The sequence below is a fragment of the Rhizobium sp. PK7-22 genome (assembly GCF_056530405.1).
Window position 1 is genome coordinate 1,413,944 of sequence record NZ_CP096514.1, and the last position, 16,432, is coordinate 1,430,375.

The 16,432-nt window shown below is 56.7% G+C and carries 11 protein-coding genes; 10 read left to right on the forward strand and 1 reads right to left on the reverse strand.

Annotation, left to right across the window (positions count from 1 at the left end; all coding sequences use genetic code 11):
* Positions 1 to 10 precede the first annotated feature (10 nt).
* From M1E10_RS11545 to M1E10_RS11575, 7 genes are all read left to right on the forward strand, one after another.
* Positions 11 to 3,301 carry a helicase-related protein gene (locus tag M1E10_RS11545; RefSeq protein ID WP_499176492.1) on the forward strand — a complete coding sequence of 1,097 codons (3,291 nt, stop codon included), beginning with the start codon at positions 11 to 13 and terminating at the stop codon, positions 3,299 to 3,301.
* Entirely contained in the window at positions 3,298 to 4,050 is a 753-nt protein-coding gene (locus M1E10_RS11550) for a DUF4391 domain-containing protein (protein ID WP_499176493.1), read from the forward strand. Before M1E10_RS11545 ends, M1E10_RS11550 begins: the two co-directional genes overlap by 4 nt.
* Positions 4,034 to 4,312 (forward strand): hypothetical protein, encoded by a 279-nt coding sequence (locus tag M1E10_RS11555; protein ID WP_499176494.1) that lies wholly within the window; start codon positions 4,034 to 4,036, stop codon positions 4,310 to 4,312. The genes M1E10_RS11550 and M1E10_RS11555 overlap by 17 nt, the downstream gene beginning before the upstream one ends.
* A 3-nt stretch (positions 4,313 to 4,315) precedes the next feature.
* Complete coding sequence (locus M1E10_RS11560) at positions 4,316 to 6,202, forward strand: site-specific DNA-methyltransferase (protein ID WP_499176495.1); 1,887 nt, start codon at positions 4,316 to 4,318, stop codon at positions 6,200 to 6,202.
* Between the two features lie 10 nt (positions 6,203 to 6,212).
* On the forward strand, positions 6,213 to 7,868 hold the full coding sequence (locus tag M1E10_RS11565) for an RNA-binding domain-containing protein (protein WP_499176496.1): 1,656 nt from the start codon (positions 6,213 to 6,215) through the stop codon (positions 7,866 to 7,868).
* 62 nt (positions 7,869 to 7,930) lie between these two features.
* A complete protein-coding gene (locus M1E10_RS11570) occupies positions 7,931 to 11,032 on the forward strand; it encodes a type III restriction-modification system endonuclease (RefSeq protein ID WP_499176497.1) in 3,102 nt (1,033 codons plus the stop codon).
* 35 nt (positions 11,033 to 11,067) lie between these two features.
* Positions 11,068 to 11,991 (forward strand): restriction endonuclease, encoded by a 924-nt coding sequence (locus tag M1E10_RS11575; RefSeq protein WP_499176498.1) that lies wholly within the window; start codon positions 11,068 to 11,070, stop codon positions 11,989 to 11,991.
* Between the two features lie 184 nt (positions 11,992 to 12,175).
* Here M1E10_RS11575 and M1E10_RS11580 read toward each other — a convergent pair whose 3' ends face one another.
* Entirely contained in the window at positions 12,176 to 13,408 is a 1,233-nt protein-coding gene (locus M1E10_RS11580) for a hypothetical protein (protein ID WP_499176499.1), read from the reverse strand.
* Positions 13,409 to 13,603: 195 nt separating this feature from the next.
* Between M1E10_RS11580 and M1E10_RS11585 the strand changes: the two genes are divergently transcribed.
* From M1E10_RS11585 to M1E10_RS11595, 3 genes are all read left to right on the forward strand, one after another.
* Positions 13,604 to 13,966 carry a hypothetical protein gene (locus M1E10_RS11585; RefSeq protein WP_499176500.1) on the forward strand — a complete coding sequence of 121 codons (363 nt, stop codon included), beginning with the start codon at positions 13,604 to 13,606 and terminating at the stop codon, positions 13,964 to 13,966.
* Between the two features lie 243 nt (positions 13,967 to 14,209).
* Positions 14,210 to 14,647, forward strand: coding sequence for a hypothetical protein (locus M1E10_RS11590; protein ID WP_499176501.1), 438 nt, complete (start codon positions 14,210 to 14,212; stop codon positions 14,645 to 14,647).
* A 159-nt stretch (positions 14,648 to 14,806) separates the two neighbouring features.
* Positions 14,807 to 15,946, forward strand: a complete 1,140-nt coding sequence (locus M1E10_RS11595; protein ID WP_499176503.1) for a hypothetical protein — start codon at positions 14,807 to 14,809, stop codon at positions 15,944 to 15,946.
* Positions 15,947 to 16,432 lie beyond the last annotated feature (486 nt).

Here is a 16,432-nt window from a genome sequence, read left to right on the forward strand (position 1 = left end):
CTTCCATCATATGAAAATCATTGACAACACCTCTCAACTGCTCGGCGATGACTTAAAGACAACGCTGATCCGCGGCTCTCGGCTGAAGGTGGCGGCCTCTTGCTTCTCTATCTACGCTTTCGAGGCGCTGAAGTCTGAGCTGTCCAAAATCGATAGCCTCCAGTTCGTGTTTACCTCACCAACCTTCGTACCGGCAGAGGCGACGGATCGGCTGAGAAAGGAGAAACGAGAGTTTTTCATCCCCAAGGCTGGCCGCGAAAGCAGCCTTTACGGCACCGAGTTCGAGATTCAGCTTCGCAACAAGCTCACACAGCGCGCCGTCGCCCGTGAGTGCGCGGAATGGATACGGAAGAAGGCGCGGTTCAAGTCCAATGCCACTCAGGCTGCCATGCAGCCGTTTGCTCATGTGGCGAATGGCGAAGCTGCCGTTGCCTACATGCCGATAAGCGGGTTCACAGCCGTCGATCTCGGCTATCAGAAGGGCAACGCTGTCTCGAATTTTGTGACGCGGATGGATGAGCCGGCCCATGCTGGGGTCTATCTCCAGCTCTTTAATCAAATCTGGAACGACGCCGACAAGTTGAAGGACGTCACCAATGCCGTCTGCGACCACATCGAATCCGTTTATCAGGAGAATGCTCCTGAACGCGTCTACTTCCTGATGCTCTACAACATATTCCGCGAGTTCCTGGAGGATATCAGTGAGGACGTGCTGCCGAACGATCTGACCGGCTATCAGGAGAGCATCGTCTGGAACAAGCTGTTCAACTATCAGCGGGACGCGGCGACCGGGATCATCAACAAGCTCGAGACTTATAACGGCTGCATCCTCGCGGACTCCGTCGGCCTGGGCAAAACCTTCACCGCCCTTGCCGTCGTTAAATACTACGAGCTTCGCAACAAGTCGGTGCTGGTGCTTTGCCCGAAAAAGCTGGCGGACAACTGGCGCAACTATAACAGCAACCTCACCACCAATATTTTCGCCAAGGATCGCTTCAATTACGATGTGCTCTGCCACACCGATCTGTCGCGCACGTCGGGTGAGTCGTTCGGCATTCCGCTGAACCGGGTAAACTGGGGCAATTACGATCTCGTGGTGATCGATGAATCCCACAATTTCCGCAATAATGATGTCTTCAAGGATCGTGAGACCCGTTATCAAAAGCTGATGAACAAGGTCATCCGCGCGGGCGTGAAGACCAAGGTTCTGATGCTGTCGGCAACCCCGGTGAACAACCGTTTCAACGATCTGCGCAATCAGCTTGCCCTCGCCTATGAAGGGCAATCAGAGGCACTCAGTAAGAGCTTGAAGTCGCAGACCAGCATCGAGGAGATTTTCCGGCGTGCCCAGAAAGCCTTTAACGAATGGTCAGCGCTGCCGCCGGACGAGCGGACGGCGGCCACCATCCTCAGGACGCTGGACTTCGACTTCTTCGAGCTGCTGGACGCAGTGACTATCGCACGGTCGCGCAAGCATATCGAAACCTTCTATGACACGAAGGACATCGGCAAATTCCCGCAGCGCCGCAAGCCGCTGTCGTTCCACTGCCCGATCACCCAGCGGCCGGATGTAATGGGCCTGAACGAGATCTTCGGCCAGTTGTCGGTGCTGAAGCTCGCAGTCTACGCCCCGATCAGCTACATCCTGCCGAGCCGGCTCAGTAAGTACGAGGAAATCTACGATACCCAGGTGGAAGGCGGCCGCGGAAAACTTCGGCAGGCCGACCGCGAGCGCAGCCTTCAGGCCCTGATGACCACGAACCTCCTAAAGCGCCTCGAAAGCTCTGTCGCGGCCTTCCGCCTGACCTTGCGCGCTCTGAGTGGCAACATCACGCGGGCGCTCGATGCCATTGCCGAGTATGAGAGAACCGGGCGTGGTCAAAGCATTAGCGACCATCTGGAGGATATGGGCGATTTCGATCCGGAAGACGATGACCTTTCCGGGCTCGACGAGTTTACCGTCGGCAAGAAGATGCAGATCAGCCTCGGTGACATGGACCTGCCGTCTTGGAAGCACGATCTCGGAGGGGATCTTGCCCTGATTGACGCCTTGATCGCGTCGATGGACAATGTGGCGCCGGCAGACGATGCCAAGCTTCAGCACCTGCTTTCATTGCTCCAACAAAAAATCGAGAATCCGCTCAACCCAGGCAACCGGAAGGTCATTGTTTTCACGGCCTTTGCCGACACCGCGAACTACCTCTATGAAAATCTGGCGCCATTTGCCCATGGCCTGGGCCTGCATGTGGGCCAGGTCACAGGCTCGAGCTCCCCGAAAACCACACTTAAAAAGTCCTACGACTTCCAGAGCGTGCTGACGCTGTTCTCACCCCGCTCGAAAGAAAAGTCGGTCGTGCTGCCTCATGAGACAGCCGAACTGGATATCTTGATCGGCACAGACTGTATTTCGGAAGGCCAGAACCTGCAGGACTGCGATTTCCTGGTCAATTACGACATCCACTGGAACCCCGTCCGGATCATCCAGCGCTTTGGCCGTATCGATCGTATCGGCTCGCCCAATGATCAGATCCAGCTTGTGAACTATTGGCCGGACATCACCCTGGACGAATATATCAATCTCAAGGAACGCGTCGAGAACCGCATGGTGATCGCCGACGTAACCGCGACCGGTGACGACAACGTGCTGACCGCCAAGTCCAGCGACATCGCCTACCGCAAGGAACAGCTCAAGCGGATGCAGGAAGAGGTGATCGAGCTCGAGGACGTGAAGGCCGGCATCTCGATCACCGACCTTGGCCTGAACGATTTTCGCATGGACCTGCTCAACTACGTGAAAGAACATGGTGATCTGGAGACGGCGCCGTTCGGCATGCACGCCGTCGTGCCAGCGGCCGAAGAGGTGGGGCTGCGGCCCGGCGTCATCTTCGCGTTGAAGAACGTGCATCACAGCGTCAACATCAACCAGCAGAACAGGCTCCATCCCTTCTACCTGGTATATATCGATGACGATGGCGAGATCGTTGCAGACCATACCGAGGTGAAGCGGCTGCTCGACCTGATCCGCAGCAGTTGCAAGGGGCGCGCGGAGCCGATCCCGGATGTCTGCCGCCTATTCAACGAGCGGACGGAGGATGGCCGCCAGATGGGACACTATTCCGATCTGCTGAGCCAGGCGATCCGTTCCATGATCGAGGTGAAGGAAGAGAAGGACATCGATAGCCTGTTCAGCGGTGGCCGCACGACCGCACTGACGCATACGATCAAGGGTCTGGATGATTTCGAGCTGATCGCCTTCCTGCTTGTCGAAGGAGGTGAGCGCATCGACGGGAGCGTGTCGTGACGCTTTACGACTGGCCCCGCGCCAGCGCCTTCGGACGGGTCATCCCCAAGAACAAGATCTATGACCATGCGGGCGCAAACACCGCGCTCAAGGATCTGTTCGTGCGGGAGGTCGATCAGATCCTCTGGTCGCACAAGCTGGCGCCGGAGACGATCAATCTGCCCGCGACGAAGTCGGTGGCTGAAATCCAGGTGTTTCGGATCACGCAACGGGAAAAAGCCCTCAGCACTGACGTGCTGCGTGCAATTGATCGTGCCATCCCGTTTCCATTGCTGTTCGAAGTGTCGCATGGCGGCAGGGTCAAATTTGCCGCTGCCTATAAGCGGCCAAGTGAGGCCGACGGCACGAAATGGGTGCTGGGCGACTATTTTGAGAGCGCGTGGCTGCCAGAGCACGGACCACGGACGCCACTACCCGTAGCATTGACCATGGGCGCACTTTACGAGCATCTCCTCAGACCGTTGGTCGAGGCGCAGACCGCTCGGTTGGTCCTGGGCGCAACAGCTGGCTTTGCGGAGGCCCCGCAGTCGTCTTTCATGGCGGCAACTGATATGCAGCCGCTTTCGCTGGAGGAAAGGATCGCCGTGGCCGAGGCGATAAAGGCCACGACCCGCGAGGTCGACCGGATCAAGGCGCGGCTTGGCCGCGAGAGACAGTTCAACAAGCGCGTGGCGATCAATGCCGAGTTGCGCGCTGCCAAGGAAGAGTTGAAAAGGCTGAGCGGAGAAATGGATGGCGAAGTCGAATGAACCGTATCAGTGGGTTTTGGTTGAGAGCTATCGCCCAAACAGCACATCTGGTCTGCACGGGGGCGTCCACATTCGTCCCCGCCATGGGCAGGGTCTTCCGATCACGATGCATGTCGAATGTTCAAAGAGCCTGAGCCGCAATTATCCCGTCGGCACTATATTCAAAATCCGAGCGAAGCTAACCGACCGAGAAGGGTCCGGTGATTTTCTCTACAGCTACTTCGGCTGGAAATATGACGTCGTTGAATTGGGAAAGAAGTGATTGATGGAAAAGCTGAAGATGCACAGCCCTGATCTGAGCCAGGAGAACATCGCCAAGATCCGCGACCTGTTTCCCGGCTGCGTGACCGAGGCACGCGATGAGGTCAGCGGTCAATTGCGACTGGCAGTGGATTTCGATCAGCTTCGTCAGGAATTGAGCGATAGCATCGTCGAAGGACCACAGGAGCGGTATCGGTTGGACTGGCCTGGGAAGCGGGAGGCGCTGATGGCTGCGAATGCTCCAGTTGCTAAGGCACTGCGACCGATCAGGGACGAAAGCGTTGACTTTGACACCACAAAGAATCTTTTCATCGAAGGCGACAACCTTGAGGCGCTAAAGGTTCTTCAAGAGAACTACCTTGGACTGGTAAAAATGATCTACATTGACCCGCCCTACAACACAGGTGGCGATTTCGTCTATGACGATGATTTTTCTGAAGATTCACTTTCCTTCTTGCTCCGCTCCAATCAAACCACTGAATTGGGGTCAAAGTTAGTAGCAAACAGCGAAGCCAATGGCAGGTTCCATTCTGATTGGCTCTCGATGATTTACTCTCGGCTACGACTGGCGAAAAATCTTCTATCCAAAGACGGCGTTATATTTATTTCCATCGATGATCACGAAAGGGACAATCTACGAAAAATAGCGGATGAAGTGTTTGGAGAGTCTTCTTTTATTGCGGCAATTATTTGGCGGAAGAAGGCATCTCCAGATGCACGATCTACCATAGGCAGCGTTCACGATTACCTGCTCTGCTATGTGAAAGACAGCGAAAGTCCAAAGGCTGCTGTAGGCAAGATGGCGTTGAGTCAAAAGCGCGAAGCGTCGTTCAGTAATCCCGACAACGACGAGCGCGGTCCATGGGCCTCGGTCGATATGACTGGGATGATCGGCAGGGCAACTAAGGACCAGTTCTTCAAAGTGGACCTGCCGAGCGGTCGTGTAATCGGACCACCGACAGGACGCTCTTGGGGGCTTGTGGAACGCACGTTCATTGAGCTTCGTGACGATAATCGCATCTGGTTTGGGGCGAATGGGGACAATGTTCCTAGGATAAAACGCTTTATGAAAGAGGTGGAAGGTCAGACCGTGCCAACCTACTGGGGACACGACGAAGTGGGCACTAACGAAGACGCCTCCGGCGAGCTCCTTCAGCTATTCGAAATCCCGAAGATATTCGACACTCCTAAGCCCACTCGTCTGATTCGAAGACTGCTTGAAATTGGTACATCACCAAACAAGGAGCACATCGTACTCGACTTTTTTGCTGGCTCAGCCTCAACCGCACATGCGGTTCTTGCTCAGAATGCAGGAGACGGTGGGAATCGAAAAGCTATAGCAATTCAGATGGCCGAACCAGTTTCAGAGAAGTCTGAAGCGAGGAAGCATGGCTTCACCGACATTGCTGAAATATCCAAAGAGCGCATTCGTCGCGTAGGGAAGAAGATATTAGAAGGCGAGTGCCACCCCGGTTGGAACCGCGATGTTGGCTTCCGTGTGCTCAAGGTGGACACCTCGAACATGAAGGACGTCTACTACCGCCCCGACGAACTTAGGCAAGGCGACTTGCTCGACATGGTCGACAACGTGAAGGAGGGCCGTACGGCAGAGGACCTGCTGTTCCAGGTACTGGTCGATTGGGGCGTGGACCTGACGCTGCCGATCCGTCGCGAGACGCTACAGGGCAAGACCGTATTCTTCGTCGATGACAATGCCCTGGTCGCCTGCTTCGATAAGGGCGTGTCGGAGGATCTGGTCAAGGAGCTGGCAAAGCACGAGCCGCTGCGCGTCGTCTTCCGCGACAGCGGTTTCATCTCGGACGCAGTGAAGATCAGTGTCGAGCAGATTTTCCGCCAGCTTTCCCCGACCACCGACATCAAAGCGATCTGAGATCGCGACGATGCATCAAACCGAACTCGCCACACTGCTCGACCAACTCATCTCGAACTGGGAGAGCGAGGTGGTGGAGTTCAAGCGCGGGAAAGATGGCTTTTCCAGCAGTGAACTCGGCAAATATGTTTCAGCGCTGGCAAACGAGGCCAACCTCCGGGGCCGTGAGCGCGCCTGGCTGGTCTTTGGCGTCGAGGACAAGACGCGGGTGGTCGTCGGCAGCACCTACAAGGAAGATCCTGCCCATCTCCAGGCTGACAAGAAATCGATCCTCGATGGTACGGGCAGCTTCACGGTTCGCGATATTCATGTGCTGAACCACAAGAACGGCCGGGTCGTTTTTTTCGAGATTCCGGCTGCACCCCGCGGCATGCCGATCAACTGGAACGGCCACTATTATGGCCGCGCCAACGAGAGCCTCGTCGCACTGGGGCAGGACAAGCTGGATGAGATACGCGCACAGACGCTGGCCACCGACTGGACGGCTCAGCTTGTCGAAGGGGCCACACTCGCCGATCTTGATCCGCAGGCGCTGAAGGTTGCGCGCGAGCGCTTTGCTGCCAAGCATGCGAACCGCTTCAGTGCGGATGAGATCGCCGGCTGGAGCGATGCGACATTTCTCAACAGGGCAAAGCTGACGCAAGATGGTGCAATGACGCGTTCCACCCTTCTATTGCTGGGCAAGCGCGAATCCGCCTGGAGGCTCAATCCGCATCCTGTGGAGATGACCTGGAAGCTCGAAGGAGAAGAGCGCGCCTACGAGCATTTCGGCCCGCCCTTCCTGCTGACATCGTCACAGGTCTTCGCCCGTATCCGCAATATTCAGCTCCGACTTCTTCCGGAAAACGAACTGCTGGCCCACGAGGTGGCAAAGTACGATCAAAAGGTCGTCCTGGAAGCGCTGCATAATTGCATCGCCCATCAGGACTATGCCCGCCAGGCGCGTGTCATCGTGACGGAACGGCCCGATCGGCTGATTATGGAGAATGAGGGTGATTTCTTCGAAGGGCAGCCCGAGGACTATGTTCTGCACGACCGGGTGCCACGACGCTATCGCAATCCGTTCCTGACTCAGGCGATGACCGAGCTGAACATGATCGATCATATGGGTTACGGCATTCAGGATATTTATCGCCGGCAGCGCCAGCGCTTTTTTCCGCTGCCGGATTATGACCTCAGCGAGCCCAATGTTGTTCGGCTGACCATCCACGGTCGGGTTGTCGATGCCGCTTACAGCCAGCTTCTCATGCAACAGACCGGGCTGCCACTGGCAGATGTTCTGGCCTTGGACCGGGTGCAGAAGCATCTGCTGATCACCGATGACGCCATCCGCCATCTACGGCAGAAGCATCTGATCGAGGGACGAAAGCCGAATTTCTTCATATCCGCCAGGGTGGCGGATGCCACCGCTCAAAAGGCTCGTTACATCAAGACGCGCCCCTTCGACGACCACCACTACGGCGAGATGATCATCGAATTTCTAAGAAAGTTTGGCCAGGCTTCACGTAAGGATATCGACGAACTTCTGTGGGACATGCTGAGTGCGGCCCTCGACGAAACTCAGAAGCGTAACAAAATTGGCAATCTTTTGAGTGACTTGAGGATCAAGGGTCGGATCCACAACACTGGCTCCAAAGCTGCTCCTGAGTGGCGCCTCGTGGAATAAATAGCGAACGTTCTACGAGAGCCCTAAGAGAGCTAAGAAAGAAATTAAGAAAGCCGACATCCATGAAGCTGAAATTCAAGGTCCAGCCGTACCAGACCAACGCTGTGGACGCCGTCGTTGATTGCTTCGCCGGCCAGCCCAAGAACGATAGCCTATCCTACCGGATCGATCCCGGCCGCAAGGCGCAGACAAGTGCGTTTGAGGAGGGCTTCAAGAACGCCGACTTTGCCCTTAGTGAGCAGCAGCTCCTAGCGAACATCCAGGCGGTTCAGCGTCGTCAAAACCTGCCCCTGTCGCAGTCGCTCGTCGATTTCACCACCTTTAATAACCGTAGTGAACGTGTGGCTGTTGCTGCCGCGTACAAGAAGGACGCCCTTGCCGCGACCCGCATCCACCTCGACGTCGAGATGGAGACTGGGACAGGCAAGACCTACTGCTACATCAAGACCATCTTCGAGATGAATAAGCGCTATGGCTGGTCGAAGTTCATCATCATGGTGCCGTCGATTGCCATCCGCGAGGGTGTATCCAAGTCACTGCAGATCACGGCCGACCATTTCACGGAAAGCTATGGCAAGAAGGCCAGGTTCTTCATCTACAATTCCAAGCGTCTGCATGAGCTGGAGAGCTTCTCGTCCGACGCCGGCATCAACGTGATGATCATCAACATCCAGGCCTTTAATGCCCGCGGCGCCGATAATCGTCGCATCTACGACGAGCTGGACGACTTCCAGTCCCGTAAGCCGATCGACGTCATCGCCTCCAACAGGCCGATCATCATCCTCGATGAACCGCAGAAAATGGAAGGTGCGGCGACGATGGAGGCGCTGCCAAAGTTCAAGCCACTGATGATCCTGCGCTACTCGGCCACCCACAAGACGCAGCACAGCCGCATCCACCGGCTCGACGCACTCGACGCCTATAACCAGAAGCTGGTGAAGAAGATCGCCGTGCGCGGCATCCATACCCGCGGACTGGCCGGCACCAACGCCTACCTCTATCTCGAAGGCATCGACATCTCCAAGAAGGCACCCGTCGCCCGGATCGAGCTGGAAGTGAAATTGGCCTCCGGGGAAATCAAGCGACAGCTTCGGCGTCTGGAGTTCCGCGACGAGTTGTTCATTAAGTCCGGAGAGCTCGACCAATATCGCGGCTTCACGATCAGCCAGATTGATGCTGTCAGTGAAACGGTCGAATTCACGAACGGCATCATCCTGAAGGCTGGCGAGGCCAATGGCGACGTCTCGGAGCGTGATATCCGTCGCATTCAGATCCGCGAGACCATCAAGGCACATTTCGACAAGGAGAAACAGCTCTTCTCCCGTGGAATCAAGGTGCTGTCACTCTTCTTCATCGACGAGGTGGCGAAGTATCGCGACTATGCCCAGGCCGACGAGAAGGGCGAATATGCCCGCGTCTTCGAGGAGCAATATGCGCTTCTCAAAGACGAGTATTTGTCGGAACTGGCCATCGACAACGAAGCCTATCGAAAATACCTGGCCGGCATCGAAGCCTCAAAAACCCACAACGGCTATTTCTCGATCGATAAGAAGACCAACCGCCTGAAGGATCCTGACGTTGCCAAAACGGGCGACAACAAAGGACAGTCCGAAGATCCGGATGCCTATGACCTCATCTTGAAAGACAAAGAACGGCTGCTGTCCTTCGCCGAGCCAACGCGGTTCATTTTCTCCCACTCCGCCCTGCGTGAAGGGTGGGACAACCCGAACGTCTTCGTCATGTGTATGTTGAAGCACAGTGACAACACGATCTCACGCCGGCAGGAAGTCGGTCGCGGACTGCGCTTGAGCGTCGACCAGAATGGCGACCGTATGGACAGTCCCGCGACGGTGCATGACATCAACGTGCTGACGGTCGTCGCCAGCGAGAGCTACAGGAACTTCGTCGACGCGCTACAGAAGGAAATGGTCGAGGCGCTCACGGCACGTCCGCGCCAGGCGAATGAAGAGTATTTCAAGGGCAAGGTGCTGCAGACTGAGGACGGAAGTGTCGAGGTGTCGCTGGACATGGCCGCAGGTATCGAGTTCTACCTGGTGCAGAACGGGTATGTGGATCGGCAGAAAAACATCACCGAAAAGTATCAGACCGCTCGTCACAACGGCACGATCGCAGAGCTGCCCGATGATTTGAAGCCCTACACGGACGACATCCTGGTCCTCGTCGATGGTGTCTTCAGCGAACTGCAGTTGCCGAAGTTGCAAGATGACCGCCGCTCCAAGACCAATCCCCTGAACGACAACTTTCGCCGCAAAGAGTTCCAGGAGCTCTGGAACAGGATCAACCAGAAGGCTGTCTACCGGGTAGAGTTCGATCCAGCCGAACTGGTACGCAAGAGCGTGAGCGCGCTCGACGGCCATCTTCGCGTGACCCCGCTGCAATATACCGTCACGAGTGGGATTCAGCAGGAGGGCCTCACCTACGATACGATCGGAGACGGCAAGAGCTTCCGCGAAAAGGAGCAGGCAACCTATCAGGCCGAAACCGTCACATCACTGGTGAAGTACGATCTGCTTGCCAAGCTTGGCGAGGCCACGCAGCTTACACGGCATACAATCGCGGAGGTCTTGTCGAAAATCCAGCCGGGCGTGTTTGCGCAGTTCAAGCAAAATCCCGAACACTTCATCAGCGAAGCCACGTGCCTGATCATCGAGCAGAAGGCATCAATGGTCATCGAACGCCTGACTTACGACGCGGTTTCCGAGCGTTACGAAACCAATATCTTCACGGCCAGCCAGACCGTGCAGGACTTCTCAAGGGCAAGCGAAAAACTAAAGAAGCACGTCTACGACTATGCCCTCCTCGATTCTGACACCGAGCGCAAATTCGTCGAGCAGTTGGATACGAGCAGCGAGATTGTCGTCTATGCCAAACTCCCCAGGGGCTTCGCAATCCCGACGCCAGTGGGCGACTACAATCCCGACTGGGCGATCTCATTCAAGGAAGGCTCGGTCAGGCACATTTATTTCGTCGCTGAGACCAAGGGCACGCTCTCTTCGCTCAAGATGCGGGAATTCGAGAGCACAAAGATCGAATGCGCCCGCCGGTTCTTTGAGAAGATCGGAAGTTCGGTGACAACGGACCAAGTCAAGTATGATGTGGTTACGGATTACTCGCGTCTTATGGATGTCGTGAGGAGCGCCTGAACGTTCGACCCCGATCACGCCGTGGAGCAAGACAGATGATCCCCGACTATCAGACCCTCATGCTGCCTGTCCTTCGCTTCGCCGCTGAGGGTGAGACACGGGTGGCTGACGTAGCCGAACGTGTTGCGGACGATCTGAGCCTGTCGCAGGTAGGGCGTGACGAACTTCTGCCAAGCGGCCGCCAGCGGTTGCTGCACAACCGCATACACTGGGCAAAATTCTATATGAGCAAGGCCGGGCTGATCGCCACCCCCACACGCGGCCGCTTCGTCGCAACAGACAAGGGCAGGGCGCTGCTGGCGACGTCCCCGGAACGGGTCGACGTGGCGCTCCTGATGCGGGAGCCAGAGTTCCGCGAGTTCTACAGAAACGAAGGTGCTGCAGCCGAAGAGAATGACGTTCAAACCAAGGCTCACGATGCCATTTCGCCTCGCGCGACACCGGAAGAGCAGATCGACGCCGCCCATGCATCAATGCAAGCAGCCCTGCGCGACGAGTTGCTTCAACGTATCCTCGCCAACAGTCCCGCCTTCTTCGAGCAACTCATCGTCGATCTTCTCCTTGCCATGGGCTATGGCGGCAGTCACAAGGACGCCGCCGCCCAACTCGGTCGCTCCGGTGATGGCGGTGTTGATGGCGTCGTTAACGAGGATCGTCTCGGCCTCGACCGCATCTATGTCCAAGCCAAGCGCTATGCGCCCGGCAACCCCGTCGGTCGTCCGGATGTTAATGGTTTCGTCGGGAGCCTCGTAGGCCTCGGCGCCACCAAGGGCGTCTTCGTCACCACCTCCACCTTCAGCCAGCCGGCGCGCGACTATGTCAAGCATCTCTCCCAGCGGGTAATCCTCATCGATGGGCAGGAACTGGCCGATCTGATGATCGAACACGGCGTCGGCGTCCGCAGCTATCGCACTGTTGATTTCAAGCGGCCAGACGAGGACTTCTTCGGGGAGGAATAGCGACGCGGCCGGATACTTCCGAGGCCGCTTCCAACCGGTTTTTCCCGAAGCCATGGCGGCTCCGTTGCCTGGGAATGTGCCGCATTCCAAGGGGATCCCCGAGATGCGGCCGCAGCGACCTAATTACTTGTCTCTATACACACCCTTTTCATTCACCCCTTACTCTCCTCGCACTCAGACGTACCTAACCGTTCATCTCCCTCCTGACCTTTCTCTGCAGGCTGGCAAGCGCTCGCTCGACCATGCGGGCCATTTCCTTGTAGGCGATGTGCGTTCCGTAAGGGCCGGCGCCGACCCTGCTCCTCTTCGGCATCTTGCTTCCGCGCGCCTTGTGCCAGCTTAGGAAGTAGTCTCTGTTTAGCCGAATATGGTCCCACCTTGCATCTTCCCGGATCTGGAGCCCGAGGACGCCGGCATTCAGGAACCGCTGTCTCCTTGTCTCTTCGACATGCTGCTTGACCGCGCGAACGGGCCTCGCTGAGAGCCCTGTGCTGCCTAGTGCATAAACAGCAAACGTCGGCAACTGGAACTGGAAGAAGCCCTTCTGCAATTTGGTGAAGCTAACTGCCGCCATCTTGTCGAATTCTAATATTCCTGCCTGCCGGCACCCATCCAGTCCCAACGTCACCTCGATGCGGATCCGCTTTTCCGCTTCGGTCAATTCCTTGCGCGTGCCGGCTGCCTTATTCTGCTTGTCGAGCACCTTGTTCTGAATCCGCCACAGTGCGACAGGGTCGTCTTTTTCGCCGACGTAATAAGTGGAACCGTAGAGCGCCGGCCGATCTGAACTCGGCGTCATCCGGTTCTGGACATCCCGGAAGCCGTTTCCTTCTTTCCTGGCGACGACATAGTCGAGATCCAGATCCACAAGACCCGGCGTAAACCTAGGCCATTTTCGACCTGTAGTGAGGATCTCCGTCTTCGGAAAGAAATGCCGCACCAGAACGCCATAAAGGCGTGCCCGCGCCTCCTGGTTCGGTTCGTGCGGATAGGCGTCGATGCTGACCTCAATGCCCACCACGACCGCCGGTGAGGCGAAACCATATTCATCCTCGATGTCAGCCAGAACCCTCCGGACAACCCTGAAATCAGGTTCCTGGACACGAAGCCGGTAGCGACTGGCCGTTCCACCGGGACCGACATCCAGCGCTTTCGGATATTCCTTGCGCCCGGTCAGCCTCTCGATCCGTGCGTTCAAATGCCAGTGTTGCGATGGTTGGCCGAGCACAAACTCGACATCGAGCCAATCGACCACAGAGGCCCACCGGTAGGCGTTGAGATCAATCTCGGGCACCAGGACTGTCCGGCCAATCAAGCGCGCCTGCGCCTTCCTGAGTGAATCCTCGCGGTAGATCAGCTCTACGGGATCATTCAGGTTCCTGTCCCGGAATATTGTGATTGTGTGGTGGTGGAGCATTTTAGGTTCCGGTCATCAAGGATGGGCCGGGTATCAGATTCGTTCGTCCGTGCGAACGATTGTGATCCAGTGCCGAGTGCTCCTGCTTGGCGATGGCAAAAAGATTCAGGAAAATATGCATCGCCACATGGGCCCTCGCTACAAAGGAAGGAGTTGATCAAGCGATCTACGGAAACCCGCCCAAGGAGGCCTACCATGTCCGAAGCAGCGCTCTTTGAAGCAAACGACAACGATCCGAAGTGTGCAGATCCCAAGTACTCGAAGTGGATGGATGAGGACTACATCATGAGCCTCAGCGACGATGAGATGTCAGCAGTCTTGCGTGAGGTTCGGTTGGTGGTGTCGCCTGAAGAAGCGGAGGCCTTTGGGTTCGAGAGCACCGTCATCACCGGCGACTACTTCTACTACCTGATGGGAGATCTGGTGGCGAACGAGGACTGGGATGCTTCCAGGTCTTCAAGAAGCAGATGGAGCGCTACTGCTGACGCATCTCTGGCTCCTCCGGCGTTACCCTGGCGTCGGAGGCAGCGGCCTACCCTACCCGTTATCAGCAGGTAAGATAACGAGCTCTATTGAGATCCACATGCAGCTGATCCCGCGCAATTTTTTGATCTAAATGTGCATTCGCACATGGGCACCCGCTATAAGGTAACCAACAACAAACACCACAACAGGATCTGCCTCAACATGCCGCAGGATCGCTCCCTTCATCAGAACGTTATTCATCTTCCTCAGGCGTCATTCAGCGTCGTTCAACTGGTCCGGCATCCCGCCGGACCTTGATGGACAAGGAAGAAGACAATGACGAACGCCTACGAACCTCACGGCAACGACAGCTGCTATTCTTTCCCCTATCCTGAGGAGATCGTTGCTCGCACTGGGTTCTCCGGTTTAATGGTCCCCATCCGCGACGTGTTCGAGATGATGGCTCGTGACTTTGAGAGCAAGGAGCCCAGGCGCGCCGCATTTTACCGCTTGGTCGCCGCCTACTATCCTCATTGTGACGAGCATGGCTACGGGATCGAACGCGACAAGAGGGGAAATCCGGTTCCTGACTTCGATGATTGGGACGAACTCACCGACGATCAGAAGCTCACCCGCGGCAACCGCAACGCCTCCATCGCCGTTTTGGACCGCCTGCGGTTTGATCTGGAAATGATGAGCGACGATCCCGAGAACAACGCTGAGATCAGCGAAATTCGTCAGGCGATCGCTTCGGTAATTGAAGATCGGTGGTAGGGCTGTAAAGGTAGAGCAGAGATGCGGCCCATGGGGCCGCATTTTCTACAAGCCGGGGGAACGATGACGAGACAGCATGCTACGCCACTGATCATTTCGCCCGACGGTGCCATCGTTTCAGCCGCTGTCCCATTAGGCCTCGGATCAGACGGGCATGGCATGAACGAAGCCTCGATCCAAGAGCTCGTGCATCGGCATCCGTCCTGCTTGCCCATTGCGGAGATCGACCCCCTGTTCGTCGGCGCCGTCGCTATTTGCAGAGAGTTGGTAACGCCGGCAGGATCCATAGACAATCTGTTCGTAACACCAACAGGTTTGCCGGTTCTCGTCGAATGCAAGCTCTGGCGCAATCCGGAGGGGCGACGTGAGGTGGTAGGTCAAATCCTCGACTATTCAAAGGAGCTGACAAAGTGGTCGGCGTCGGACCTGCAGCGGGAAGCAAGCCGCAGGCTTGGAAGGAAAGGCAATGCCCTTCTTGATCTGCTTCGAGAAGCAGGGCACGAAATCGACGAAGTGGCCTTCAACGATGCTCTCACCTTCAACCTTCGCCGCGGACGGTTCCTGCTGCTCATCGTCGGCGATGGGATCCGGGAGGGCGTAGAAGCAATCGCTGAATACCTTCAAGCGCATGCTGGCCTGCACTTCACCCTGGGCTTGGTCGAGCTGCCAATCTACGCCGCACCGGATGGGTCTCGAATTGTAGTGCCGAGAGTTCTCGCAAAGACGCTGACTATCGCCAGGACCGTCATCTCTGTGCCGGAAGGCATGGTGGTGCAGGAACCGGACGACGGTGACGAGGACTCGCTGGGGCTACCGGATTCACCGGAGAAGCTGGCCGCTCGTGCACGTCGGCGTGACACCCGGCACCTGTTCTGGTCAGAGTTCCTCGAGGGCCTGCGGCTCGATGATCCGGAGCAGATGCTGCCAGCGCCATCGCTCGGCGGACACGTCGTCTTCAAGTTCGGTGCGCCTGGAGGCTCCAGCTGGCTCACCGTCTACCGCGACGTCCGTTACAATGCCGTTGGTCTCTCCCTGTCTTCTAACGTGGGATCACCCGGAGAAAGGGCGTCGCTGATGTTGGCTGATCAAGCTGGGGATATTGCGGCAGAGCTTGAGGGAGCCACGGTGGACTTCTCCCAGCCACGCCCGGACATCTCTCAACGCTTCGTTGTCCGCGACCTAGAGGATGCCCAAGAGCGCGAACGGGCCATCGAATGGCTTCAGGTTCGGACGAACGCCTTCATCAACTGCCTTCGACCGCGAATTCGCTCGGCTCTTCTTGAGCTAAGCCAGGACTGATACCTCTTGCCCAGGGTAAACGGGGCAGGAGGTTTACAAACGTGCGACTTGGCCGATGAACAGCTCCCGAGCTAAGGAAGTGCTCCTCCCCGACCCAGCGAAAGAAGTGCCAGCTATCGTGCATACATGAAGGCAGGCTTCTCGCTAGCCTATTGTACGTTAGGAGCTCTATGCCCACGTCTGCTTGTCGGGCCGTGGTTTGCATCGGCGACAATATGTTTTCGCACTTGGCCCACAAGGATACCCCTGCTCTGTAGAAAGTCTCGCCCTCGGAAGGGCGACTACATTAGGAGGGTATATCCACTGCACATCAACCTCTAACCCGAACCATAGAGTGTGATGGCTGCATCAGGGACGTCTGAGGTTTACCTTTTCCGAAAAACGTGAAATCCGCCAGTTTCCGTCAACTTGATGTAAACAACGTGTTACGTTTTTGGCGTTTTAGGCTCAAAGAGGGTTACATTTGCAGCTCAATGTTGTCGTTGA

Excerpts from the sequence above, each read along its gene's own strand:
- M1E10_RS11545 (WP_499176492.1), top strand. The coding sequence starts at position 11 with ATGAAAATCATTGACAACACCTCTCAACTGCTCGGCGATGACTTAAAG.
- M1E10_RS11555 (WP_499176494.1), top strand. The coding sequence starts at position 4,034 with ATGGCGAAGTCGAATGAACCGTATCAGTGGGTTTTGGTTGAGAGCTAT.
- M1E10_RS11560 (WP_499176495.1), top strand. The coding sequence starts at position 4,316 with ATGGAAAAGCTGAAGATGCACAGCCCTGATCTGAGCCAGGAGAACATC.
- M1E10_RS11565 (WP_499176496.1), top strand. The coding sequence starts at position 6,213 with ATGCATCAAACCGAACTCGCCACACTGCTCGACCAACTCATCTCGAAC.
- M1E10_RS11570 (WP_499176497.1), top strand. The coding sequence starts at position 7,931 with ATGAAGCTGAAATTCAAGGTCCAGCCGTACCAGACCAACGCTGTGGAC.
- M1E10_RS11575 (WP_499176498.1), top strand. The coding sequence starts at position 11,068 with ATGATCCCCGACTATCAGACCCTCATGCTGCCTGTCCTTCGCTTCGCC.
- M1E10_RS11580 (WP_499176499.1), bottom strand. The coding sequence starts at position 13,408 with ATGCTCCACCACCACACAATCACAATATTCCGGGACAGGAACCTGAAT.
- M1E10_RS11585 (WP_499176500.1), top strand. The coding sequence starts at position 13,604 with ATGTCCGAAGCAGCGCTCTTTGAAGCAAACGACAACGATCCGAAGTGT.
- M1E10_RS11590 (WP_499176501.1), top strand. The coding sequence starts at position 14,210 with ATGACGAACGCCTACGAACCTCACGGCAACGACAGCTGCTATTCTTTC.
- M1E10_RS11595 (WP_499176503.1), top strand. The coding sequence starts at position 14,807 with ATGAACGAAGCCTCGATCCAAGAGCTCGTGCATCGGCATCCGTCCTGC.